A 23,323-nucleotide genomic window follows, 5' to 3' on the forward strand; every position below is an offset into this window, starting at 1 on the left:
GGGCCGTGCGGTCAGCCGGAGACCCTGACCTCGGCGACCTTGCCCTGGAACCTGCCGTCGCCATCCTTCGGCAGAGCGGTCAGCCAGATCAAGAGGTAGCGCGTGGTGACCGGGGAGTCGAGGGTGAAGTCGGCGTTGGCGCCGGTCTTCCTGGCGAGGACGGTGAAGCTGTCCGGCTTGGCGTCCATCGGGCTGGCGGCGGCGGCCGCATTGGGCACCCGCAGCTCCGCGGTGTGCTCGCCGAGGAACTGGACGTTCACCGACGAGACCGACTGCGGCGAACCCAGGTCGATCATCAGGCCGGTTCCCGACTTGAGGGAGGGCGGCTTGGGGCCGAACTGGTCGTTGTACCAGTTGGTGGTCCAGGCGGTGTTCACGTCGCCGTCGAAGGCCTTTCCGAGGCTGTCCTTGCCCTCGGGGGAATCGCCCATCGGGTTGTACGACTGCGCGTTCTTGATGGTGAGCGGCACCGGCGCGTGCGTCGTCGGGTGCGCGGACGGCGCGGTGGAGCTGATGGACTGCTCCGGGGAGGTGATCACCGGCCCGGTGTTGCGCAGGTTGTCGACGAACTGCCAGGAGGCCACGCCGATCGCGCCCAGCGCGACGGTCCAGGCGGTGGCCTTGACCACCCGGCGCAGCCGCCGCCTGGTCCGCCGGGAGGCGGTCGGCCGGGAGGAGGCCGGCAGCGGGGCGACCGCCGGATCGGCCACCCGGGTGGGGTTGGGCGCGGTGGGCAGGGCGTGGGTGTTGTGCCGGGGCGGGGTCGGGAAGGCGGGCAGTTCCGGCTCGGGCTGGCGGATCCGGGGCAGCTGCGCGATCGCCCGGACGAGCTCCTCCGGGGTGGTGATCGGCTCGGCGTGGTGCGGCGGGTGGTCGAACAGGGCCCGCGCGGCGAGCTCCGAGAGGCCCTTGTGGACGCCCGCGCGGACCTGGTCCGGCGCGGCGTTCTGGAGGCCCTTCGGCAGCCCCTGGAGGTCGTAGCGGTCCTCGGGGTACGGCCAGCGGTGGGTGAGCGCGGCGAACAGCAGGGCGCCGATCGCCCGGGTGTCGGCGCGCTGGGCGTCCTCGGCGGACTCGTCGGCGGGCAGCCCGCGCAGGGCGGCGTCCACCGCGATGCCGTTGATCCGGTACTGGCCGCTGTCGGTGCGCAGCACGCAGCGCGGGGTGAGCCGCAGGTGGGCCTGGCCCCGGCGGTGGGCGGCGGCGACCGCGTCGGAGACCTGGCGGACCATCTGGTACGCCTCGTGCGGCTCCATGGGGCCGTTCGCGATCAGCCTGGCGAGGTCGGAGGCGTGCGGCAGCCACTCCCGCACGACGTAGACCAGCTCGCCCTCCTGGACGGCGTCCAGGACCTGGACGAAGCGGGGGTCGCCGAGCAGGGCGGCGGACTTGGCGGCGGCCAGCACCTTGCGGGCGCGCTGGTGGCCGGAGGCCATCAGGTGGACGCCGACGGCCCGGCGCAGCTTCTCGTCGACGGCGCGCCAGCTGCTGAAGGTCTCGGTCTGGGAGATGCACTCCTCCAGCCGGTACCGGTGGCCGATCATGTCGCCGCTGTGCCGCATCGGCGCGGGGAGGGTGCGCGGGAGGGTGGCGGTGTCGCGGGGGTCGATCGTGGGCTGCGGGTCGGTGGGGCGGCGACCGGTGGGCGCGGGCTCCGGGGCCGGCGTGTCCTTCTTCCGGGGGGAGCCCGAGCCGGCGGCCAGTTCGGCGGCGATCTCCCGGGCGGAGAGGGGGGCGGTGATCTCCGAGGTCTCCTCGCCGGAGGAGGCCTCCTCGTCGGGCTCCGCGGGAGCGTCCTGGCCGTCGGCCGTGGAGGCGTCCGTGGAGGGGGCGTCGGCGGAGGCCGTGGAAGCGTCCGCGGAGGGGGCGTCGGCGGCGCCCGCCGGGGCGGTCTTCCCGCCCTCAAGCTCGTCGATCGCCGCAGCCAGCGCGGCCTCGTTCGCCGACGCATCAGCTGCTGACGTGTCGACGACCGCCTTGGTGCCATCAGCCACCGTGGTCCTGCCTCCCCTTGTGTCGCCCCGGCCTGAGAGAGTCGCTGGAGCGCGCGGATCGGCCGCCCTGTGCTCCAGGACAATTGTGCCCACTCTTCTCCACCGGGTACGACCGCTGAGGGGCCCGCTCGGTTGCGCACCGGTGGAGAGATGTGGTGCAGATTCGACACCGGGCCGCCATCTGGTGGCCCGGGCGGTCCCGGCCGCAGGTGGCGGCTCAGGAGACGGCCGGACGGGCGGAGGGGGGCGTCGCCCCCGGTGACGCCCGGTCAGGGCGTCCGCTCGTCCGGCCGGTCGTGGAAGGGTCAGCGGCCCAGTCGGCCGCGGACCATGCCCAGCATGGCGTTCAACTCCTCGATCCGCAGGCGCTTCGCGATGAACACGAAGACCGCCAGCTGGACGCCGCCGGCCAGGACGACCGACAGCACGCTGCCCATCCAGCCGCCGAGCACCTGTTGGAGCGCCAGACTGATGCCGAGTCCGACCACCGCGGCCGGGACGCAGGCGGCGGCCAGCCGGCTGTACGTCCGGCCGATCCGCTTGGTGTCCAGCCCGCCGATCTTCTTCTTCAGCTTCGGCAGTGCGACCGCCACTCCGATGGCGTAGCCGAGGCCGTAGCCGAAGGACATCCCGGTCACGGTCCACTCGGGGGGCAGCACGAGCCAGCAGGCCAGCGAGAAGACGGCCTGGCAGGCCGCGACCCAGACGGTGTTGGAGAACGGCGTCCGGGTGTCCTCGTAGGCGTAGAAGCCGCGCAGCATCACGTACTGGGCCGAGTAGGGGATCAGCCCGAGCGCGAAGGCCGAGAGCATCAGGCCGACGTTGGTCGCGTTGTCCAGGGCCGTGGCGCCGCCGCCGACCGCGTAGATCGAGCGGCCGATCGCCGGGCCCAGCGCGAGGAACAGGAAGGCCGCCGGAACGACCGCCACCGCCGTGGTGCGCAGCCCGTAGGAGAGGTCGTCGCGGACGGCTCCGGCGTCCTCGTCGGCCGCCGCCCGGGAGAGCCGGGGGAGCACCGCGCTCATGATCGAGACGGTGATGACGGCCTGCGGGAGCTGCCAGATCAACAGGGCGTTGGAGAAGGCCGAGAGGCCGACACCGCCGTGGCCGCTCTTCTCGGCCGCGCTGCCGGCGGCGGTGGCCAGCTGGGTGATCACCAGGTAGCCCGCCTGGTTGGCGAGCACGAAGAAGAAGGTCCACTTGGCCAGCCGGGCGGCCTTGCCCAGGCCGTGGCCGCGCCAGTCGAAGCGCGGCTTGAAGTGGAAGTCGGCCGCCCGCAGGTACGGGATCATCGCCAGCGACTGGACCACCAGGCCGAGCAGGGTGCCGAGGCCGAGCAGCCGGACGCCCTCCGCGGAGATGTTCTCCGGGGAGACCTGGGTGCCGTTGTAGCCGCCGTAGACCCAGATGTACGCGCCGAAGGTGAAGATCACCACGATGTTGTTGAGGACCGGGGTCCACATCATCGCGCCGAAGCGGCCGCGGGCGTTGAGGATCTGGCCCATCACGACGTGGATGCCCATGAAGAAGATGGTCGGCAGGCAGTACCGGGCCAGTGCCACCGTGGTGTCGGCCGAGGCCGGGTCCACCATCAGCGGGTGGGCGATCAGCTGGACCAGCAGCGGTGCCCCGAGCACCGCCAGGAACACGACGCCGCCGAGCCCGACCATCACCAGGGTGAGCAGCCGGCTGGCGTAGGCGGTGCCGCCGTCCTCGTCGTTCTTCATGCTGCGCACGAGCTGCGGTACGAAGACCGCGTTCAGCGCGCCGCCGCCGATCAGGATGTACAGCAGGGTCGGCAGGGTGTTCGCCGCGTTGTACGAGTCACCCATGACCGCGATGCCGATCGCTCCGGCGATCACCATCGTCCGCAGGAAACCGGTGCCCCGGGAGACCAGGGTGCCGGCCGCCATGATCGCGCTGGAGTTCAGCAGCGAGGCGACCTTGCCGCCACCGCCGCTCGGCGCCGGGGCCGTCGGCCCGGCCGCGACCTCCTGCTGCGCGGCGTGCTCCTCGGCGAGGTCCGCCAGCGGCTCGACCGCCGGGGGCACCGCGACGGCGGCCACCTGCATGGTGGCCTCCTCCTCGGAGAGCGGCGGGTCGAACTCGATCGGCGGGACGAAGGGACGCTGCCCGTCCGGGACGCCGTACTGCGGCTGGTGGGGCTGCTGCGGCTGCCCCGGGTAGCCGCCCATCGGCGGGGGCGGACCGAAGCCGGGCGCGACCGGGGGCACGGCCTGCGGAGCGGACTGGGCCGGGTCGGGCTGAGGGGCCGGCGGGGGCACCGGCGGCTGGGCCGCGGCCTCCGTCCGGTTGCCGAACAGCGCGTCCACCCCGACGTACTCGGTGGTCTCGGTGTCCCAGGCCGAGTGCGCCGGGCCCGGCTGCCACTGCGGCTGCTCGCCGCCCCACTGCGGCTGCGGCTGCTCGCCGCCCCACCGGGTCTCGACGACGGGGGCGGCAGGGGCGGTCGGCTGCTGCGGCCAGGCGGCCTGCACCGGGGTGTCCCAGCCGGGCTGCATCGGCGGCACCGGGGGGGAGAACGGGGTCTGCGGGGCCGGCGGCACCGGCGTCGGGTAGCCGCCGCCCTGAGGCGGCAGCTGCGGCGGCACGTCGTACGCGGTGGCCGGCGGCTGCTGCTCGACGGGCCGGGCGGCCCGCAGGCCGTACGGGTCCTGGCCGTCCCGCGGGTTCCCGTACGCGTCGGCGTACGGGTCCTGGGCGTAGGTGTCGGCCACGTACCAGTCGCCGGACGGCGACTCGGCGCCCGGCCGGCTCTCACCGCGGCCCGGCGGCCGCTCCTCGCTGCGCCCGGTCATGTCACCTCTTCGCTGTCGTGGGGGGAGGCCGGCCCGGCGGTGCGGGTGGTCGGCGGTATCAAGGACCAACCTTCTCATCACCGGCGGCCCGATCCCGGCCATCCGGGCTGCTGGCGCGCGGTGTCTGCGCTGGACCGCCACCGGCGGACTCCTCCGCCGGGGCGTCCGGCCCGGACCCGGCGGCGTCCTCGGCGGCGCCCCCGGCGGTGTCCCCGTCGGCGTCCGGCGCCGGGCCGTCGCCGACCGGCTGGTCGCCGTCCTCGTGCGGCCGCCCCCCGCGGCGCTTGCGCTGGCGGACGAAGCGCAGCGCGGCCAGCAGCATCAGGAGGCCGGCGCCCGCGAAGACGTACAGCACCCCGTTGGTCACCGAGGTGACCTCGACCCGGAACACCTGCGCCGCGCCGTACTTCTGCGGGTCGGGGCCGGTGGTCCACAGCTGGGCGGTCATGGTGACCGGGCCGTTGTTGCGCGCCTCGGCCGGGAACCGCAGGGTGACGCTCTGCGCGGCCGGGAGGACCAGTTCCTCGGCCTTGCCCACCGACACCCTGTTCGGCTGGGTCGAGGTGAGCACCAGCTTCAGGTTGGTGACCGTCTGGGTGAGGTCGTTGCGCACGCTGACCTGGAGCTGGCCGGTGTTCCCGGCCAGGGTGACGGCCGTCTTCGGCGGTACCTTGACGGCGTCGGTGAGGTCCTGCAGGTACTTCGTGACGCCCTCGCGGTAGGCGGCGCCGGCCGCCGGCTGGGAGCGCCACTCGGTGGACAGCGAGCGGACCATGGCGGCGCTGAACGGGCCGCGCACCCGCTGCGGCAGGGTGAGCACCCGCATCAGGACGTCCAGGTTGTGCTGGATGTCGTCGGTGCTGCTCAGGTCGGAGGCCGACAGCTCGGAGGCCCGGGCCTGGGTCGGGTAGTCGGTGGGCGCCGGGACGACGGTGTTGGCCTTCGGGTCCGGCGTGGACTGGGCCAGCGTGTCCAGCTTCACCGGGGTCGTCCACTTCTCGGCCGCCTGCAGCGCGCCCGCCAGCACCTTGGCGGTGTCGGCGGTGAGCTCGCGCGGCGGCATGACCAGCAGTCCGCGCTGGTTCTGCGGCTGCTCGTGGGTGATCGCGAAGGTCTCGGCCAGGAAGCGCTGGGTCGCCTCGGTCTGGTCCTTCGGGCTGCTCAGGTCCTTCTGGAGGAGCGCGGTGATCGTCTCGTCGGCGACCACGGCGTTCTGCCCGTTGCCGATCGGGCGCAGCGCGTTCGGGGTGTAGTTCACCGAGTCCGGCTCCGGCATGCTCTCGCCGTTGACCAGCACCAGGCCGCTGCCCGCCTGCCGGGCGATGCCGGCGATCTGCTGGTCGAGGTGGCCCTGGTAGGGCCAGGACACGTCGGAGCGGGTGTCCACGGACAGCCGGCCCTCGACGGTCAGCCGGCCGGCGGTGGCCGCCTTGTTCAGGGCGGTGCCCATCCCGGCGAGGTCGGAGCCGTTGTGCGCGATCGAGGCGAGGTCGGGGTCGGCGTACGGCAGCGCGATCACCTGGCTGCCGGGCTTGGCGACGGCCGCGCGCAGCTTGTCCAGCCAGGCCGCGGCGGCGGCCGAGCCGGTGCCGGGGACGGTGTTGTCGTCCTTGGCCGCCTTGCCGGAGTTCTCCGTGCCCGGCTTCTGCACCCGGTACTGCTTGTTGGTCATCGCGAACGCGGTGTCCAGCAGGTCCGGGTCGACCACCCAGGTCAGCCCGGTGAGTTTGGAGCCGGTGTCCACCAGCTCGTACAGCCGACCGCCCGGGGCGAACTCGGCGGCCAGGCTGTCGTCGCGCAGCACCGGGGCGGTCTGGTCGTTGTCGGCGGAGGTCTGCGCGGCCAGCACCGGCGCGTGCACCAGCGGCCAGAGCGTGGTGACCTTCGTCGGCTGGGCGTCGGCGCCGCCGGGGTTGTACGGGAGGAAGGTGCGGGCGATGCCCAGGGCGCGGTCGCGCCCGTTCTCGGCGGTCGCGCCCCAGGCGTCCACCGCCAGCTCGTAGACGCCGCTTTCGGACAGTCCGAGGTCGCTCACCGCGACGCTCAGCGTGTACGACTGGTTCTGGCCGGGGTTCAGCTCCGGCAGGGCGTACTGCGGGCTGTCGAGCTCCACCCCGTCCCGGTCGCTCGGCGCGGAGCGGTCGGCCACCGCGGCCAGTTCGCTGCGCCGCTGCAGCGGCTTGCTGGAGACCGGCTTGCGGACGGCCGCGTGCGCGCCCTTGATCGCCGACTTCCCGGTGTTGGTGACGTGCCCCGTGATGGTCACGGTGCCGTTCGGGGCGGCCACCTGCGGGGTCACCGTCTCGATGGTCAGGGCCACCGGGTACTCCGCCGTGGCCGAGGCGTCGGCGGCCGGGCGGATGTTGCCGCCGGCCGGCAGCGCCACGGCGGGGGCGGCCGTGAACAGGCCCAGGGCGGCCGCGCAGGCGGCGGCGAAGCGGCGGGCGCGGCCGCCCTGGCCCCGTCCGCCGGCGGGCTGTTCGGCGGGGCCCTTGGCCCGTCCAGGCTGTCGGTGCGCCCCCAGGCCCGAGTGCCGTGTCGGCTCACTCACTCGTTTCGCCCTCGCCGTTCTCGATCGCTCGCTGCTGATGCTGTCCGTAGGGCGCTGTCGCCCGACGTTCCCCGCTTGACGCTCTTCGCCCGACGCCGTTCGCCGCGCTGCCGCCGCGGAGGTTTCCGCCGACGTGGCGGCGCGCGGCACCGCATCCCCTGTCCGGTGCCCGAGACTCGTCCACCGGCATGGTAACGATCCAGCCCGGCGCGCAGTGTTGCGGGCTGTGGGGTGAGACGCCCAAAACGCGCGGGCGGTTGACCTGCCGGGCCACGTACCCTTGTGAGCCGTGTCCACTGCCAATGAGCCCACCGCGCGCACCGACCGTTCCAGCACCGCCGTCCAGGCCGTTCCAGGCCTGAGCGAGGCCCAGACCATGGGGCTGCAAGAGCTGCTGCGGGTGTCACCGGTGGCCGACGAGATCGCCCGCCGGTTCCAGGCGGCCGGTCACCGGCTGGCGCTGGTCGGCGGGTCGGTCCGGGACGCGCTGCTCGGCCGGCTCGGCAACGACCTGGACTTCACCACCGACGCCCGTCCGCAGCAGGTGCTCAAGCTGGTCAAGGGCTGGGCGGACGCGGTCTGGGACGTGGGCATCGCCTTCGGCACCGTCGGCGCCCGCAAGGACACCGCCGACGGGTCCTTCCTGATCGAGATCACCACCTACCGCTCCGAGGCGTACGACCGCACCTCGCGCAAGCCCGAGGTGACGTACGGCGACACCATCGAGCAGGACCTGGTCCGCCGGGACTTCACGGTCAACGCGATGGCCGTCGACCTGCCCGGCCGCGGCTTCGTCGACCCGCACCACGGCCTGGAGGACCTGGAGGCCCGGGTGCTGCGCACCCCCGCCACCCCGGAGGAGTCCTTCTCCGACGACCCGCTGCGGATGATGCGGGCCGCCCGCTTCGCCGCCCAGCTGGACTTCGACCCGGCGCCCGAGGTGGTCGCCGCGATGACGGAGATGGCCGAGCGGATCACCATCGTCTCCGCCGAGCGGGTCCAGGCCGAGCTGAACAAGCTGCTGCTCGCCAAGTACCCGGTGAAGGGCCTGCGGCTGCTGGTCGACACCGGCCTGGCCGGGTACGTGCTGCCGGAGCTGCCCGCGCTGCGGCTGGAGCGCGACGAGCACCACCGGCACAAGGACGTCTACGAGCACTCGCTGACCGTCCTGGAGCAGGCCATCGACCTGGAGCAGGACGGCCCGGACCTCGCCCTGCGGCTGGCCGCGCTGCTGCACGACATCGGCAAGCCGCGCACCCGCCGCTTCGAGTCGGACGGCCGGGTCTCCTTCCACCACCACGAGGTGGTCGGCGCCAAGATGACCCGCAAGCGGATGCGCGAGCTCAAGTACTCCAAGGAGCTCACCGAGGACGTGTCGCGCCTGGTCGAGCTGCACCTGCGCTTCCACGGCTACGGCGGCGGCGAGTGGACCGACTCCGCAGTGCGCCGCTACGTCACCGACGCCGGGCCGCTGCTGGAGCGCCTGCACAAGCTGACCCGCTCGGACTGCACCACCCGCAACCGCAAGAAGGCGGCGGCGCTGTCGCGCATCTACGACGGCCTGGAGCAGCGGATCGGGGAGCTGAAGGCGCAGGAGGAGCTGGACGCCATCCGCCCGGCGCTGGACGGCAACGAGATCATGGAGCTGCTGGCCATCAAGCCCGGTCCGATGGTCGGCAAGGCGTACAAGCACATGCTCGAACTGCGGCTGGAGTACGGCCCGATGGAGCACGACGCGGCGGTCGCGGCGCTGCACGCCTGGTGGGCCGAGCAGCAGGGCTGAGCCCGAACACGACGCGAGGGGTGGTCCGTTCGCCGGACCACCCCTCCTGCGTGCCCTGGGTCACCTGAGCTGCTTCAGGCAGAGCACGTAGTCCAGGACCGGGAAGTTGGGGTGCTTGCTGATGTACCAGCTGTCCGACTTCGGCTGCTGCTTGCAGACCTTCTCGTCGGAGGTGGTCAGGTACTTGAAGACCACCTTGTACTGCGCCTTCGCGTCGGTGCAGGGCAGCACGGTGACCTTCGGGTGGGTGTCCGTGGTCTCGCTGGTGCCGTTCTCGTTGCGCAGGCAGTCGCCGGGCTTGGCGTCGTCCACGCGGTCCGCGGAGTCGGTCGGGGTGGTGGCCGGCGGCAGGGTGATGCTCGGCAGCGGCGGCAGGGTGAAGGTCGGGCTGGGGACGACCGGCGGGGTGTAGGACGGGAACGGCGACGGCGAGAAGGTGTACGGGGTGGGCGAGACCGTCGAGGACGAGACCGGGGTGTCGACGTCGTTCTTCGGACCCAGCACACCGGTGGCGGCCAGGAGGACGGTGACCACCAGGGAGACCGGCAGCAGCAGCATGGCCATGTGCGGGCGCCGGCCCAGCGGGACGCCCGGGTCGAGCTGCGGGCCGTGGGTGCCCGGCATCGGCGGCGGCAGCCGCTTGATCTTCCCGTTGGCGCTGAGGTTCATCAGCAGGGTGATCGGGGTCAGGATCACCGACGCCCAGCCCCACCAGCCCTGAACCAGCGTCCGGGCGGACATGTCGCGCACGGTGGCCGTTCCGCAGGTGCGGCAGAACGGGCCGGGCATCCGCAGCATCCGGTACAGGAGCACCAGGCCCTGGTGGCCGCGGACGTTGGCGTCCACCGCCGGGTAGCCACCGCAGAAGCGGCAGTGCGGCGCGTCCATCGGGGGCGGCGGCGGGTAGCCGTAGCCGTAGCCGGGCGGCTGCGCGCCGTACGGCTGGTCCGGCGGCGGGGCGGCCGGGTAGCCGTAGCCCGGCGGGGGCGGGGCGCCGTACGGGCCGCCGGAGGCGTACGGGTTGTGGTCGTTCGGCGGTGGGGCGTACGGGTTGCCGTCGTTCGGCGGTGGGCCGTACGGCATCTGGGGTGGAGGCGGAACGGACAAGGGGTCCCCCGGATGAGGATGTCGGTGTACGAGGTCAGTACGTCTTCACCGGCGGCTTGCCGGTGGTGGTGGGGGTCAGCGGGCCGAGGCAGAGCACGTACCGCCGCTTGTTCCAGCGGCGGCCGCTCTTGCCCGAGACGGCGGTGACGGTCTGCGGCGTCTGTCGGCAGCGGTTCACGTCGGTGGTGTCGGTGAACTTCGACAGCACCCGGTAATTCGCCTTGGAGTCGGTGCAGTTGACGATCTCCACCTGGCGGGAGCCGGTCACCCGGACGCAGTCGCCGGGCTTGGCGCTGCTGACGCTCGGGCCGGCCACGAAGTAGCCGACGGCCAGCACGACGGAGCCGCCGACCGCGCCGGCGATCCTCAGCCTGGACCGCAGGCCGCGCCTGCCGCCGGGCGCCGCGGCGGGCTGGGGGTAGCCGTACCGCCCGACGGGCGGCTGCTGGGCGGCGTACGGGGGCTGCCCGTACGGAGGCTGCCCGTAGGGCGGTTGGGCGTACGGTGGTTGGGTGTGGGGCGGCTGGCCGTACGGAGGCTGCCCGTACGACGGCGGGGGAGGCCCGAACCCGGGCGGGGCGGGCACGGCCGCCTGGGCGGGCGGCGGCGGCCCGTACGGGTTGGGCGGTGTGCTCATCAGTTAGTCCCCCCGGGACCGAGTGCTGTCGCTCCGACAGGTGTACGTACCTTAGCGACCGGGTCGGACGCAATCCGTTCGGAGACCGTGAGGGGCTTTCGGGACGAACCGGTTTCCGTTCCGGGACACGGGGGTTTCAGGGGCGGGTCCCTGGGGTCGGTCCCCAAGGCCGGTCACAGGGCCGGGTTCAGAGCCGCAGGTCGCCGGGGAGCGGGCCGGAGCGCCGGGCGGCCCGCAGGTAGAGCACCGCGGTGAGCGCGTACACCGCGGCCACCCCGAGCACCACCCCGACCGAGCGGCCGGACAGCGGCAGCACCAGCGCGGTGACCAGGGCGGCGGCCACGAAGGCGATGTTGAACAGCACGTCGTAGATGGCGAAGACCCGACCGCGGTACTCGTCCTCGACCGACTCCTGCACCACGGTGTCGGCGCAGATCTTGGTGCCCTGGGTGACCACCCCGAGCAGCAGCGCGGCGACCATGCAGGGCACCGGGGCGAAGAACAGGCCCAGGGCGGGGACGAACACCACCGGAGCGATCAGACAGGCCGTCATCCAGCCGGCCAGGCCCAGCCGCCGGGTGCACCAGGGGCTGACCAGCGCGGCGATGAAGAAGCCCGCCGCGGAGAGGCCGACCGCCTGGCCGAGGGTGGCCAGCCCGGCCGCGCTGTCGGCGGGGTCGTTGAAGGTGTACCGGGCGAGCATCACCACGACCACGATCAGCACGCCGTAGCAGAACCGGGCGGCGGTGACGGCGGCCAGCGCGTGCACGGCGGGCCGGCAGTCCCGCTTCAAGTGGCGTACGGCCGCGCCGAGTTCGACGGCGGCTCGGACCAGCGCCCGGCTGAGCGCGGGGTGGTCGCCGTGCTGCTCCGGGCCGAGCAGGTCGCGGTCCATCCGGCGGGCGGCCAGCGCGGCCGACAGGTAGAGCAGCGAGGCGACCGTGACCAGGGCGGCGTCCGCCTCCGGGCCGGGGGCCATCAGCTGGTGGAGCAGGAAGCCGATGCCCCCGCCCGAGGCGGCGGCGACCGTCCCCAGGGTGGGGGAGAGGGCGTTGGCGGTGACCAACTGGTCCTGCTCCACCACCCGGGGCAGGGCGGCGGACAGCCCGGCCAGGATGAACCGGTTGAGCGCGGTGACCAGCAGCGCCGAGGCGAAGAACAGCCAGGTCGGCGCCTCCGCCAGCAGCAGCGCGCCGGTGCACAGGCCCAGCCCGAAGCGGGCCAGGTTGCCGAAGTAGAGCACCTGGCGGCGGCGCCAGCGGTCCAGCAGCACCCCGGCGAACGGGCCGATCACCGAGAACGGCAGCAGCATCACGGCCAGCACCGAGGCGATGTCGGCGGGGGAGGACTGCTTCTCGGGGGAGAAGACCACGTAGGCGGCGAGCGAGACCTGGAAGACGCCGTCCGAGAGCTGGGAGAGCACCCGGGCGGTCAGCAGCCGCCGGAAGTCGCGGCCCCGGAGCAGGCCGAGGAGCGTGGCGCGGTGCGCGGACTGGTGGGTGCTGCCGTTCTCGGTGATCGCCACCCGCCCAGAGTGCCACGGAACCGGTCGCCGTTTCACGTGAAACATTGGCCGGGAAAAGGTGAAGGGCCCGCGATCACAGGATCACGGGCCCCTCCGTGGAGCTAGGAGCGGTCAGCCGCTCAGCGCACTGCGCTCAACAGCCGCGAACCGCGCTGCGCTCAGCGCTCGACCTCACCGCGGATGAACTTCTCGACGTTCTCGCGGGCCTCGTCGTCGAAGTACTGAACCGGCGGGGACTTCATGAAGTAGGAGGAGGCCGACAGGATCGGGCCGCCGATGCCGCGGTCCTTGGCGATCTTGGCGGCACGCAGGGCGTCGATGATGACACCGGCGGAGTTCGGGGAGTCCCAGACCTCGAGCTTGTACTCCAGGTTCAGCGGGACGTCGCCGAACGCGCGGCCCTCAAGGCGGACGTAGGCCCACTTGCGGTCGTCCAGCCAGGCCACGTAGTCCGACGGGCCGATGTGGACGTTCTTGGCGCCCAGCTCGCGGTCGCGGATCTGCGAGGTGACGGCCTGGGTCTTGGAGATCTTCTTGGACTCCAGGCGGTCGCGCTCCAGCATGTTCTTGAAGTCCATGTTGCCGCCGACGTTCAGCTGCATGGTGCGCTCAAGGATGACACCGCGGTCCTCGAACAGCTTGGCCATCACGCGGTGCGTGATGGTGGCGCCGACCTGGGACTTGATGTCGTCACCGACGATCGGCACGCCGGCCTCGGTGAACTTGTCCGCCCACTCCTTGGTGCCCGCGATGAACACCGGCAGGGCGTTCACGAAGGCGACCTTGGCGTCGATGGCGCACTGGGCGTAGAACTTGGCCGCGGCCTCGGAACCGACGGGCAGGTAGCAGACCAGGACGTCGACCTGCTGGTCCTTGAGGACCTGGACGACGTCGACCGGGGCCTCGTCCGACTCCTCGATGGTCTCCAGGTAGTACTTGCCCAGGCCGTCGAGGGTGTGGCCGCGCTGGACGGTGACGCCGGTCGGCGGCACGTCGCAGATCTTGATGGTGTTGTTCTCGCTGTTGCCGATGGCGTCGGCCAGGTCGAAGCCGACCTTCTTGGCGTCGACGTCGAAGGCGGCGACGAACTCCACGTCACGGACGTGGTAGTCACCGAACTGGACGTGCATCAGCCCGGGGACCTTGCCGGCCGGGTCGGCGTCCTTGTAGTACTCGACACCCTGCACCAGCGACGCGGCGCAGTTGCCCACGCCCACGATGGCTACGCGAACCGAACCCATTCCGGTTGCTCCCTGTGATCTCATGAGGGCCGCCGGGGGTGACGGCACTCGTCCTGCTTCTTCGAATGACTGCTTGTACGGGCGCGAGGCGCCCACTCCTGCCGCGTGGCACGGGGCTGACGCGGTGTCAGCGCTCCTGGGCGGAGCGCCCCGGGCGGTCGTACGGTGGCCCGGACGGGTCCGGGGACCCTGTCTCCTGGCCACGGCCGTCCGAAGTCTGGTCGGTGCCGGCGGTGGTGTTCCCGCCGGTGGCGGGCCCGGTCCGGCCGGTGCGGTTGGCGCGTTCGGTCTCGATCAGCTCGTTGAGCCACCGGACCTCGCGCTCCACCGACTCCAGTCCGTGCCGCTGGAGTTCGACGGTGTAGTCGTCGAACCGCTCGCGGGCGCGGGCCAGCGAGTTGCGCATCCGCTCCAGGCGCTCCTCCAGCCGGCTGCGGCGACCCTCCAGGACGCGCATCCGCACGGCCCGGTCGGTCTGGCCGAAGAACGCGAAGTGGACGCCGAAGTGCTCGTCCTCCCAGGCGTCGGGGCCGGAGTCGGCGAGCAGCTCCTCGAAGCGCTGCTTGCCCTCGGGGGAGAGCCGGTAGACGATCTTGGACCGCTTGCCGTTGAGCGCGGTGGCCGGGACGTACTCGACGTCCGGGTTGTCCTCGACCAGGAAACCCTGGGCGACCAGGCTCTTCAGGCACGGGTAGAGCGTTCCGTAGGAGAGCGCCCGCAGCGTCCCGAGCAGGATGTTGAGCCGCTTGCGCAGCTCGTAACCGTGCATCGGGGCGTCGTGGAGCAGGCCGAGAACGGCGAACTCCAGCACTCCTGAGCGCCTGCCCACTGCCGTCCTCCCTCCTCTCGACCCTCGGTCCGGCCGATGCGTCCCGCGGTGTACCGCTTCAACGTATCGGAGCGGTATACCGTTCCGATGTATCGGCTCGATATATCGAGAACAGTAAACCCGGCCTCCGCAACCGGCAAGGGGGGCACGCGTGAATGTGATCACAAGCCGACGCGCGGGTGGGCTTGGCAACGGGCGTGTAATGATCTGACGCCGTTTTGAGGGCATTGGCGGTTGATGCCCGATTAGTTGTATTTCCGTGCTGCGTACGCTGTCGCGTGTGCACGAGGACCACCTCCGGGGTTAGGGCGGTCCGGGCATCGGACCTGAACCCTGCCTTCAGGCCGGATCGGCCTGGCGAGGAGTGGCTGGAAGATGAGCGAGCGACGGCGAAGGACGCCCAACCCGGGCGGTAACGGGCAGCAGCCCCCGGGAGGCGGAGGCCGTCGAGGGGGATCCGGTCCCGACGAACTGAGTTCGGAAGGGCTCGGCCGCCGGCGCCAGTCGGGAGAACGGGAGACCGCCCAGCAGCCCCGGATGACCCGGGCCGAGATGCGCAAGGCCGCGCAGAAGAAGGGCAAGGGGGGCGGTCGGCGGGGAGCCGCCGCCGCTTCCGCCGCCGCGGCCGCCGGCCCCGGCAAGAAGCGCTTCATCGACTACCCGCGGTTCGGCAAGACCGGCGTCCGGCGCTGGCTGCCGTCCTGGAAGCAGTGGCTGAGCGGCTTCCTGCTGTTCTTCGCGGTCTGCGTGGGCGGGATTTTCTACGTCTACCAGACCACGGTGGTCCCGAGCGCCAACGAGCTGATGCAGACCCAGAACACCATCTACTACTGGGCCGACGGCAGCGAGATGACCCGCAAGGGCGAGACGAACCGTCAGATCGTCGAGCTCAAGGACATCAGCCCCTACCTGCAGAACGCCGTGATCGCCGCGGAGAACCAGAGCTTCCGCACCGACAGCGGCATCGACCCCAAGGGCATGCTCCGCGCCGTCTACAACATGGCGAAGGGCGGAGAGACCCAGGGCGCCTCGACGATCACCCAGCAGTACGTCAAGAACGCCTACCTGAGCCAGGAACAGACCCTCAGCCGCAAGGTGAAGGAGTTCTTCATCACGCTGAAGATCAATCAGAAGATGGAGAAGGACGACATCCTCAAGGGCTACCTCAACACCAGCTGGTTCGGCCGCGGCGCGAACGGCGCCCAGGCCGCCGCGCAGGCCTACTACGGGGTCAACGCCAAGGACCTCGACCTCTGCCAGAGCGCCATGCTGGCCGGCCTGCTGAAGGGCGCGGCCTACTTCGATCCCAGCATCCCGGCCAACAAGGAGCGGGCGCAGGGCCGGTGGTCCTGGATCCTCGACCAGATGGTGAAGACCAAGGCCATCACCCCGGAGGAGCGGGGCAAGTGCACCGCCTTCCCGGAGCCGGTCACGCTGAAGCCCAGCTCCAACATGAACGGTGAGATCAGCTACCTGGTCGACACCGCCAACCGGTACGTGATGGCCACCGACAAGACGATCACCCAGCAGCTGCTCGACAAGGGCGGCCTGCGGATCTACACCACCTTCGAGAAGGACAAGGTCGACGCCCTGAAGAAGGCCGTCGACGACGTCAAGGCCGAGAACCTCGACCCGAAGAAGCGGCCCAACAACGACACCTTCGTCCAGTTCGGCGCCGCCAGCGTCCGCCCCGGCGACGGTGCGCTGATCGCCATCTACGGCGGTGACGGCGTGGAGAACGGCCACTACGACAACAACGCCGAGGCGACCGGCGTCCAGGTCGGTTCGACCTTCAAGCCCTTCGTCCTGTCCGCCGCGATGCAGGTCGGCGTGCAGACCGCGAAGGACGACAGCGGCAAGCCGAAGCGGATCAACGCCGACAGCCGCTACCTGTCCGACGACATGTCCGAGATCCGCAAGGCGGACGGCTCGCTGGTGATCGGCGACGACGGCAAGCCCTACCGGCAGAAGAACGAGGACACCGGCAAGCGCGGCTACGTCTCGCTGCGGCAGGCCATGCAGTGGTCGTACAACGTGCCCTTCGTCCAGCTCGGCCAGGACGTCGGCGGCCAGAACGTGGCCGACATCGCGGTGCAGATGGGCGTCAAGCGGGAGAGCCTGACCGACCCGAAGACCGCGACCTTCCCGATCGGCACCTCCACCATCAGCCCGATCCGCATGGCCACCGCCTACGGCACCCTCGCCGCCAGCGGCAAGGAGGCCGAACCCTACTCGGTCACCAAGGTCGAGGTGGCCGGCAAGGAGCGTGCGGGCTTCGGCAAGAAGGACACCAAGGTGGCGCTGGAGCCGGCCGTCGCCGACAACGTCACCGACGTGCTGGTGAACGTGGCGAAGAACGGTACCGGTTCCAAGACCAACGCCCTGGGCCGCCCGGTGGCCGGTAAGACCGGTACCACCGACAAGGGCCGTTCGGCCTGGTGGGTCGGCTACACCCCGCAGCTGGTGACCAGCGTCGCGATGTGGCGCGAGAACCCCAGCGAGCACAAGCGGGAGTCGCTCGACGGAACGGCCGGCAAGAAGGACATCCACGGTGGTGACATCCCCACCGACATCTTCACCCGGTACATGCAGACCGCGCTGGCCAACGAGAAGAAGATGGACTTCCCGACCCCGCAGCCGGTCGGCACCGAGGTGGACTCCTCCGGCGCGCCGGCCACGGCCACGGCCACGGCCCCGCCGTCGCCGACCGCGACGGACACCCCGTCGGCCCCGGCCCAGCCGGAGCAGCCCACCCAGCAGCCGGAGCGCCCGCAGCCGCCGCAGCCCACCCAGGGCGGGGGCTGCGTGCCGGGGGTGGACTGCCAGCCGACCCAGCCGCCGACCCACACCGGCAGGCCGCCGCAGCCGTCGGACAGCTGCCTCGTGTTCTGCACGACGCCCACCAACGGCGGCAACGGCGGCGGTACCGGTACCGGTGGCGGCAGTGGTAGCGGTGGCGGCAGCGGTAGTGGCGGCGGTACCGGTGGCGGCAGTGGTACCGGTGGCGGCAGCGGTAATGGCGGCGGTACCGGTGGCGGCGGCAAGCCGTCCCCGACCACCACCGCCGGCGGAGGCGGCGCGCCGGGCGGGACGGTGCCGTAGCCCCGAGCCGGTCCTACCGGTCCGACCAGTGAGACGGTGAACGGCGGTGGCGGTCCTCCTCGGAGGGCCGCCACCGCCGTTTCGTCACGATTCGCGGGACTGGTCCCGGTGGACCGCCGCGGACCGTTGCGGGGTCCTCCTCGTCCCGGTGCGGATGGTGCGGCAGGATGTCCGGCATGACGTCGAGCGATCGTGACGAAACCGTCGGCCCGGACGGTCCCGGCGCCGCCGCAGGGCCCACCCCGGCAGCCGTCGCCACGGCCGCGCCGCCGCCCAACACGGTCGTCGTCCCGGCCGACGAGGACCCGGTGGCGGCGGCCGGCAGCGAGCTGTTCGGCGGCCCGCCCGGCCGGCGGGCGCTGCTCGGCGTCTCCTGGTGGATCCCGGCGCGCTTCCTGGCCCTCGCGGTGATCGTGGTCTCGGTGCTCGGCATGGCGCACAACCTGCCCTGCTACCAGCAGGCCTGGTTCCAGCCGGGCTCGCCGCAGTACATCCACGCCTGCTACAGCGACATCCCGCACCTGTTCTCCGGCCGCGGCTTCGCGGCCGGGCTGCACCCGTACGTGGACCGCATCCCGGGCACCTCGGGGGACCTCCAGTACCTGGAGTACCCGGTGCTGACCGGCCTGTTCATGCAGGTCGCGGCCTGGCTGACGCCCGGCGGCGGCACCCCGCAGAGCCAGGAGCAGTGGTTCTGGGTGATCAACGCCGGGCTGCTGATGGCCTGCGCGGTGGTCGCCGCGGTGGCGCTCTCCCGCACCCACCGGCGCCGCCCCTGGGACGCGCTGCTGTTCGCGCTCGCGCCCGTCCTGCTGCTCAACGGCACGGTCAACTGGGACCTGCTGGCGGTCGCCCTGGCCGCCGTGGCGATGGCCTGGTGGTCCGGTGCCCGGCCGGGCTGGGCCGGTGTGTTCATCGGTCTGGCCACCGCGGCCAAGCTCTACCCGGTGCTGCTGATCGGCCCGCTGCTGGTGCTCTGCTGGCGGGCCGGGAAGTGGCGCGAGTTCCGGGTGATGCTGGGCGGCGCGGCGGGCGCCTGGCTGGTGGTCAACCTGCCCATCATGCTGGCCAACTGGCAGGGCTGGTCGACCTTCTACGTCTTCAGCAAGCACCGCGGCGAGGACTACGGCTCGTTCTGGCTGATCCTGATGCAGAACCGCGGCGCCGGCCTGGTCGACCTCGACCTCTACATCGCCGTGCTGATGGTGCTGGGCTGCGCGGCCATAACGTGGCTCGGCCTCTCCGCGCCCCGGCGGCCGCGCGTCGCGCAGCTGGCCTTCCTGGTGGTCGCGCTGTTCGTGCTGGTCAACAAGGTGTACTCGCCGCAGTACGCGCTCTGGCTGGTGCCGCTGGCGGCGCTGGCCCGGCCCCGCTGGCGGGACTTCCTGATCTGGCAGGCCTGCGAGGTGCTCTACACCCTGGGCATCTGGTCGCACCTGGGCTTCGTCACCGGGCCCAAGCAGCACGGGATCGGCGAGCCCTGGTACCACTTCGCGATCGCGCTGCACCTGCTCGGCACGCTCTACCTGGTCGTGCTGGTGGTCCGCGACGCCCTCCACCCGGACCGCGACCCGGTCCGCTGGGACGGCAGCGACGACCCCTCCGGCGGGGTGCTCGACGGCGCCCCGGACGTGTTCGTGCTGGGCACCGCCCGGCGGCTGCGCGAGGAGGAGAGCTACGCCAGGTACGCGCCGGCCGGCCCCGAGCAGTGGCTGTACGAGCCCGAACTGCCGGAGCCGGCCGAGAAGCCGTAGCCGGGTCCAGCGGTTCTAGCGGTCCACCACGCGGTCGAAGTGCGTGGTGGTGTGCCGGACCTGGAGGCCCAGCTCCTCGCCGATCGCCGGGGGGTTGGTCTCCCCGTCCAGGAACAGCAGCGAGACCTGCATGTGCGGCGGCTCGGCGAACCAGAGCTGCTTGCCCGCCCAGTGGAACGGCGACTTGGTCTTGTTGACGGTCGCCAGGCCGGCCCGGGCGATGCCCTTGGCCCGGGAGGCCATGCTCTGCACGTACTTGGGCGCCTCCAGACCGATGCCGTGCGCGGTGCCGCCGGCGACCACCAGGAGGTGGCCGTCGGACGGCGCCGGGTGCTGGCGGTAGCCGTAGCGGTCGCCCTTGCGCACCTGGGTGACGTCCAGCACCGTGGCCCGGACCTCCAGCGCGTTGTGGTCGCCCAGCCAGAGCCGGGTGCCGATCCGGGCCCGGAACACGGTGTCCGGGTAGCGCTGGGCCAGCTGCTCCATGCCCGCCGCGCCGAGGTGGCTGACGAACACGGTGTGCACCGGGATGCCGGCCGCCCGGGCGGTGTCCACCCAGTACGCGACCTCCTCGACCGGACTGGAGCCGTCCGGCCGGTCCATCGGCAGGTGCAGCGCCAGGCCCTCGAAGGAGACGCCGTCCAGCTCGGCGGCGACCGTCCGCAGGTCCTCCGCGCCCACGCCGTGCCGGCGCATGGTGGTCATGCACTCCACCACCACCCGGGCGCCGGGCAGCGCGCGCAGCGCCGCCAGGCTCGCGACCGTCCGGATCACCCGGGCGTGCGGCAGCGGCAGTATCTCCTCACCGACCCGGTACGGGGTGAGCACCAGCAGCTCGCCGCCGTACCACTCGGCGGCGTCCGCCGCCTCGTACGCGGTGCCGACGGCCAGCACCCCGGTGCCGAGCAGCGTCGCCTCCTCGGCCAGCCGGTGGTTGCCCAGACCGTAGCCGTTCCCCTTGGCGACCGGGACCAGGCCGGGGAACTCGGTCAGGACGGACCGCTGGTGGGTGCGCCAGCGTTCGGTGTCGAGGTAGAGCGACAGCGTCATCGGGTCAGCCTCCTCAGCGGCGGGACATGTAGAGGTCGAGGGCCTTGTGCAGCAGCTTGTTGAGCGGGAAGTCCCACTCGCCGAGGTACTCGGCCGCCTGGCCGCCGGTGCCGACCTTGAACTGGATCAGGCCGAACAGGTGGTCGTTCTCGTCCAGGGTGTCACTGATGCCGCGCAGGTCGTACACGCCGCCGCCGAGCGCGTAGGCGTCGCGCATCATCCGCCACTGGATCGCGTTCGAGGGCTTGACCTCGCGCTTGTGGTTGGCCGAGGCGCCGTAGGAGTACCAGACGTGCTCGCCGACCACCAGCATCGTCGTCGCGGCCAGCGGCTCGCCGTCGTGGTAGGCGATGTAGAGCCGCATCCGGTTCGGGTCCTCGGCGGTGAGGGCCTTCCACATCCGCTGGAAGTAGGACAGCGGGCGCGGGGTGAACTTGTCGCGCTCGGCGGTGACCAGGTAGAGCTGGTGGAAGATCGGCAGCTCGTCGTAGCCGCCCTGGAACACCTCGACGCCGCTCTTCTCGGCCTTCTTGATGTTGCGGCGCCAGAGCTGGTTGAAGCCCTTCTGGATGTCGTCCAGCGAGCGGTTGGCCAGCGGCACCTGGAAGACGTAGCGCGGCTGGACGTCGCCGAAGCCGGCGCCGCCGTCCTCGCCCTGCAGCCAGCCGGCCTTGCGCAGCCGGTCGGCCACCTCGAAGGCGCGCGCCTCGTACCAGTCGGCCTCGATGTCGCGCAGGCGCTTGGCCTGCTTGCCGGCGATGGCCTCCTTGATGGTGGGGGCGTCCCAGCGGCGGATGACCACCGGCGGGCCCATCTTCACCGAGAACGCGCCCTGCGACTTGAGGTGCGCCAGCATCGGCGACAGCCAGCGGTCGAGGTCGCGGTCGAACCAGTCGATGACCGGGCCCTCGGGCAGGTAGGCGAGGTAGCGCTTGAGCTTGGGCAGCTGGCGGTAGAGCACCAGGCCGGCGCCGACCAGCTGGTTGTGCTCGTCGAACCAGCCGATCGACTCGGAGCGCCACTCCGCCTTCACGTCGCCCCACGACGGCACCTGCATGTGGCTCGCCGAGGCGCGGCTCCTGATGAAGGCGAGGTGCTCCTCGCGGGTGATCGTCCTCAGGCGCAGGCTCATTGCTCGGTGCTCCTCGTCGGTCGGGCTGCGGTGGCCCCAGGTTCTCCGGGTGACCCTATCGTCCGGGGCCCCGGCGCCCGTCGGTGCGGGCGTGACGGCGCCCCCGTCGCGTACCTGTCTGTTGCAGACACGCGCCGGGGGCGCCTGGGGTTCCTGAGCCGGGGTCCCGGCCCGGAGTGCGCCGGGGGCTCAGCCCCAGAGACCGCCGCGGGCGATGCCGAGGTAGAAGCCGATCGCGGCGGCGCCGAGCGTGATCATCAGGACGAAGCGCTCGGCGGTGGTGACCGAGACGAACATGCCCCACAGGCCCGTGACGATCCCGGCCAGACCGGTCCACGAGGTCAGCAGGTGCAGGTTGTGGAAGAACGAGGTGGTGAAGGCGATCACGCCCAGCACGGTGGTCAGCGCCACCAGGGTGTTCTCGCGGGGGTGCGGGTGGCCGTCGGTGTTCAGCGTGAGCGCGGGCATGCGGTGGACGGACTGGGCCATGTGTCCCACCTCCTGGCGTGGAGACGAACGGGCAGGAATCCCGTTCCGTCCAGATTGCGGCGGTTGGGCCGCACTCACAACCCCTATGCGTTTTGTTCGGCCGTCCGGGTGCGGGTAGGCTGCTCGTCTGCACTGGTGTAGTTGTGCCCCCTTGCGCCCTCTTCCGGGCGACGCCCCTTCCGGGTGAGCGGGGGCCGACTGTCCGACCCGGCCGCTACGGTGTGCCGGAGTCGTCACCGCACCGGTGCCGACGCTACGCACAACCCTCCTGCCACGGAGAGACCGTGGCCGCTGAGTCCAAAGGAGGTGGGTTACTCATGCGTCACTACGAGGTGATGGTCATCCTCGACCCCTCGGTCGAGGAGCGCGCTGTCTCCCCCCTGATCGAGAACTTCCTCACTGTCGTCCGCAACGGCGGCGGCAAGGTGGAGAAGGTCGACACCTGGGGTCGTCGCCGTCTGGCTTACGAGATCAACAAGCAGTCCGAGGGCATCTACTCGGTCATCGACCTGAAGGCCACGCCTGAGGTCGTCAAGGAGCTCGACCGCCAGATGGGCCTGAGCGAGTCGGTTCTGCGGACCAAGGTCCTGCGCCCGGACACCCACTGAGCCACCTCTGAGGCCTTCGGGTCTCGGGTAGCTCGCGTCCGCTGTTTCACGTGAAACAGCGGTGAACGGACATCTTCCCGAGAGGTCATCACCACCATGGCAGGCGAGACCGTCATCACCCTCGTCGGCAATCTCGTCGACGACCCCGAGCTGCGCTTCACCCCGTCGGGTGCGGCGGTCGCGAAGTTCCGCATCGCGTCCACCCCCCGCACCTTCGACCGTCAGACGAACGAGTGGAAGGACGGCGAGAGCCTCTTCCTCACGTGCAACGTCTGGCGTCAGCCGGCGGAGAACGTGGCCGAGTCGCTGCAGCGCGGCATGCGCGTCATCGTGCAGGGCCGACTGCGCCAGCGGTCTTACGAGACCAAGGAAGGCGAGAAGCGGACGGTCTTCGAGGTCGAGGTCGACGAGGTCGGCCCGAGCCTGCGGTCGGCGACCGCGAAGGTCACCCGGGCCAACCGGTCCGGCGGCCCCGGCGGTCCCGGCGGCGGCTTCGGCGGCCAGCAGGGTGGCGGCCAGGGCGGTTGGGGCGGCGGTGGCGGCCAGCAGGGCGGCGGCAACTGGGGTGGAAACTCCGGTGGCGGCCAGTCCGGCCCCTCCGACGACCCGTGGGCGTCCAGCGCTCCGTCCGGTGGCAACCAGGGCGGCGGCTGGGGTGCCCCGTCCGGTGGCGGCTTCTCGGAAGAGCCCCCGTTCTAAAGA

General features: G+C 71.7%; 16 protein-coding genes. 5 read left to right on the forward strand and 11 right to left on the reverse strand.

Annotated elements, in window-relative coordinates; all coding sequences use genetic code 11:
• Positions 1-11: 11 nt before the first annotated feature.
• The 3 genes from RZ50_RS08245 to RZ50_RS08255 all read right to left on the reverse strand — a co-directional run bounded on the left by RZ50_RS08245 (position 12) and on the right by RZ50_RS08255 (position 7,364).
• On the reverse strand, positions 12-1,994 hold the full coding sequence (locus tag RZ50_RS08245) for a protein kinase family protein (protein ID WP_196951197.1): 1,983 nt from the start codon (positions 1,992-1,994) through the stop codon (positions 12-14).
• A gap of 305 nt (positions 1,995-2,299) precedes the next feature.
• Positions 2,300-4,813 carry a murein biosynthesis integral membrane protein MurJ gene (gene murJ / locus RZ50_RS08250; protein ID WP_196951198.1) on the reverse strand — a complete coding sequence of 838 codons (2,514 nt, stop codon included), beginning with the start codon at positions 4,811-4,813 and terminating at the stop codon, positions 2,300-2,302.
• A 58-nt stretch (positions 4,814-4,871) separates the two neighbouring features.
• Entirely contained in the window at positions 4,872-7,364 is a 2,493-nt protein-coding gene (locus RZ50_RS08255; protein WP_217680311.1) for a DUF6049 family protein, read from the reverse strand.
• A gap of 376 nt (positions 7,365-7,740) precedes the next feature.
• Here RZ50_RS08255 and RZ50_RS08260 point away from each other — a divergent pair, with 376 nt between their 5' ends.
• Positions 7,741-9,147 (forward strand): CCA tRNA nucleotidyltransferase, encoded by a 1,407-nt coding sequence (locus tag RZ50_RS08260; protein ID WP_196951218.1) that lies wholly within the window; start codon positions 7,741-7,743, stop codon positions 9,145-9,147.
• Between the two features lie 60 nt (positions 9,148-9,207).
• Here RZ50_RS08260 and RZ50_RS08265 read toward each other — a convergent pair whose 3' ends face one another.
• The 5 genes from RZ50_RS08265 to RZ50_RS08285 all read right to left on the reverse strand — a co-directional run bounded on the left by RZ50_RS08265 (position 9,208) and on the right by RZ50_RS08285 (position 14,486).
• Entirely contained in the window at positions 9,208-10,230 is a 1,023-nt protein-coding gene (locus tag RZ50_RS08265) for a hypothetical protein (RefSeq protein ID WP_196951200.1), read from the reverse strand.
• A 58-nt stretch (positions 10,231-10,288) separates the two neighbouring features.
• A complete protein-coding gene (locus RZ50_RS08270; protein WP_196951221.1) occupies positions 10,289-10,891 on the reverse strand; it encodes a hypothetical protein in 603 nt (200 codons plus the stop codon).
• Positions 10,892-11,078: 187 nt separating this feature from the next.
• Positions 11,079-12,416 carry an MFS transporter gene (locus RZ50_RS08275; RefSeq protein WP_308271532.1) on the reverse strand — a complete coding sequence of 446 codons (1,338 nt, stop codon included), beginning with the start codon at positions 12,414-12,416 and terminating at the stop codon, positions 11,079-11,081.
• 158 nt (positions 12,417-12,574) lie between these two features.
• Positions 12,575-13,657 (reverse strand): inositol-3-phosphate synthase, encoded by a 1,083-nt coding sequence (locus RZ50_RS08280; protein ID WP_196951202.1) that lies wholly within the window; start codon positions 13,655-13,657, stop codon positions 12,575-12,577.
• 127 nt (positions 13,658-13,784) lie between these two features.
• Entirely contained in the window at positions 13,785-14,486 is a 702-nt protein-coding gene (locus RZ50_RS08285) for a PadR family transcriptional regulator (protein WP_196951203.1), read from the reverse strand.
• Positions 14,487-15,023: 537 nt separating this feature from the next.
• Here RZ50_RS08285 and RZ50_RS08290 point away from each other — a divergent pair.
• Both RZ50_RS08290 and RZ50_RS08295 read left to right on the forward strand, forming a co-directional pair.
• Positions 15,024-17,588, forward strand: coding sequence for a transglycosylase domain-containing protein (locus tag RZ50_RS08290; protein WP_254802032.1), 2,565 nt, complete (start codon positions 15,024-15,026; stop codon positions 17,586-17,588).
• 176 nt (positions 17,589-17,764) lie between these two features.
• Positions 17,765-19,342, forward strand: coding sequence for a glycosyltransferase family 87 protein (locus RZ50_RS08295; RefSeq protein ID WP_196951205.1), 1,578 nt, complete (start codon positions 17,765-17,767; stop codon positions 19,340-19,342).
• A gap of 15 nt (positions 19,343-19,357) precedes the next feature.
• Here RZ50_RS08295 and RZ50_RS08300 read toward each other — a convergent pair whose 3' ends face one another.
• From RZ50_RS08300 to RZ50_RS08310, 3 genes are all read right to left on the reverse strand, one after another.
• Positions 19,358-20,392: an alanine racemase gene (locus RZ50_RS08300; protein ID WP_196951206.1), complete on the reverse strand. Its 1,035-nt coding sequence runs from the start codon at positions 20,390-20,392 to the stop codon at positions 19,358-19,360.
• Between the two features lie 13 nt (positions 20,393-20,405).
• Positions 20,406-21,524 (reverse strand): peptidoglycan bridge formation glycyltransferase FemA/FemB family protein, encoded by a 1,119-nt coding sequence (locus RZ50_RS08305; protein ID WP_196951207.1) that lies wholly within the window; start codon positions 21,522-21,524, stop codon positions 20,406-20,408.
• 189 nt (positions 21,525-21,713) lie between these two features.
• Entirely contained in the window at positions 21,714-22,013 is a 300-nt protein-coding gene (locus RZ50_RS08310; protein ID WP_196951208.1) for a hypothetical protein, read from the reverse strand.
• 317 nt (positions 22,014-22,330) lie between these two features.
• On the opposite strand from RZ50_RS08310, the gene rpsF reads away from it, so the two are divergent.
• The gene (rpsF, locus tag RZ50_RS08315; RefSeq protein WP_030233085.1) at positions 22,331-22,621 is read left to right on the forward strand and encodes a 30S ribosomal protein S6; all 291 of its coding nucleotides are present in this window, start codon (positions 22,331-22,333) and stop codon (positions 22,619-22,621) included.
• 96 nt (positions 22,622-22,717) lie between these two features.
• Complete coding sequence (locus tag RZ50_RS08320; RefSeq protein ID WP_196951209.1) at positions 22,718-23,320, forward strand: single-stranded DNA-binding protein; 603 nt, start codon at positions 22,718-22,720, stop codon at positions 23,318-23,320.
• Positions 23,321-23,323 lie beyond the last annotated feature (3 nt).

This window comes from Kitasatospora sp. SUK 42 (genome assembly GCF_015776785.2).
Taxonomy (GTDB): Bacteria; Actinomycetota; Actinomycetes; order Streptomycetales; family Streptomycetaceae; genus Kitasatospora.

Coding starts and splice junctions, on each gene's coding strand:
- murJ (WP_196951198.1), bottom strand. CDS start 4,813: ATGACCGGGCGCAGCGAGGAGCGGCCGCCGGGCCGCGGTGAGAGCCGG.
- RZ50_RS08260 (WP_196951218.1), top strand. CDS start 7,741: ATGGGGCTGCAAGAGCTGCTGCGGGTGTCACCGGTGGCCGACGAGATC.
- RZ50_RS08265 (WP_196951200.1), bottom strand. CDS start 10,230: ATGCCGTACGGCCCACCGCCGAACGACGGCAACCCGTACGCCCCACCG.
- RZ50_RS08270 (WP_196951221.1), bottom strand. CDS start 10,891: ATGAGCACACCGCCCAACCCGTACGGGCCGCCGCCGCCCGCCCAGGCG.
- RZ50_RS08280 (WP_196951202.1), bottom strand. CDS start 13,657: ATGGGTTCGGTTCGCGTAGCCATCGTGGGCGTGGGCAACTGCGCCGCG.
- RZ50_RS08290 (WP_254802032.1), top strand. CDS start 15,024: ATGACCCGGGCCGAGATGCGCAAGGCCGCGCAGAAGAAGGGCAAGGGG.
- RZ50_RS08295 (WP_196951205.1), top strand. CDS start 17,765: ATGACGTCGAGCGATCGTGACGAAACCGTCGGCCCGGACGGTCCCGGC.
- RZ50_RS08300 (WP_196951206.1), bottom strand. CDS start 20,392: ATGACGCTGTCGCTCTACCTCGACACCGAACGCTGGCGCACCCACCAG.
- RZ50_RS08305 (WP_196951207.1), bottom strand. CDS start 21,524: ATGAGCCTGCGCCTGAGGACGATCACCCGCGAGGAGCACCTCGCCTTC.
- RZ50_RS08310 (WP_196951208.1), bottom strand. CDS start 22,013: ATGGCCCAGTCCGTCCACCGCATGCCCGCGCTCACGCTGAACACCGAC.
- rpsF (WP_030233085.1), top strand. CDS start 22,331: ATGCGTCACTACGAGGTGATGGTCATCCTCGACCCCTCGGTCGAGGAG.
- RZ50_RS08320 (WP_196951209.1), top strand. CDS start 22,718: ATGGCAGGCGAGACCGTCATCACCCTCGTCGGCAATCTCGTCGACGAC.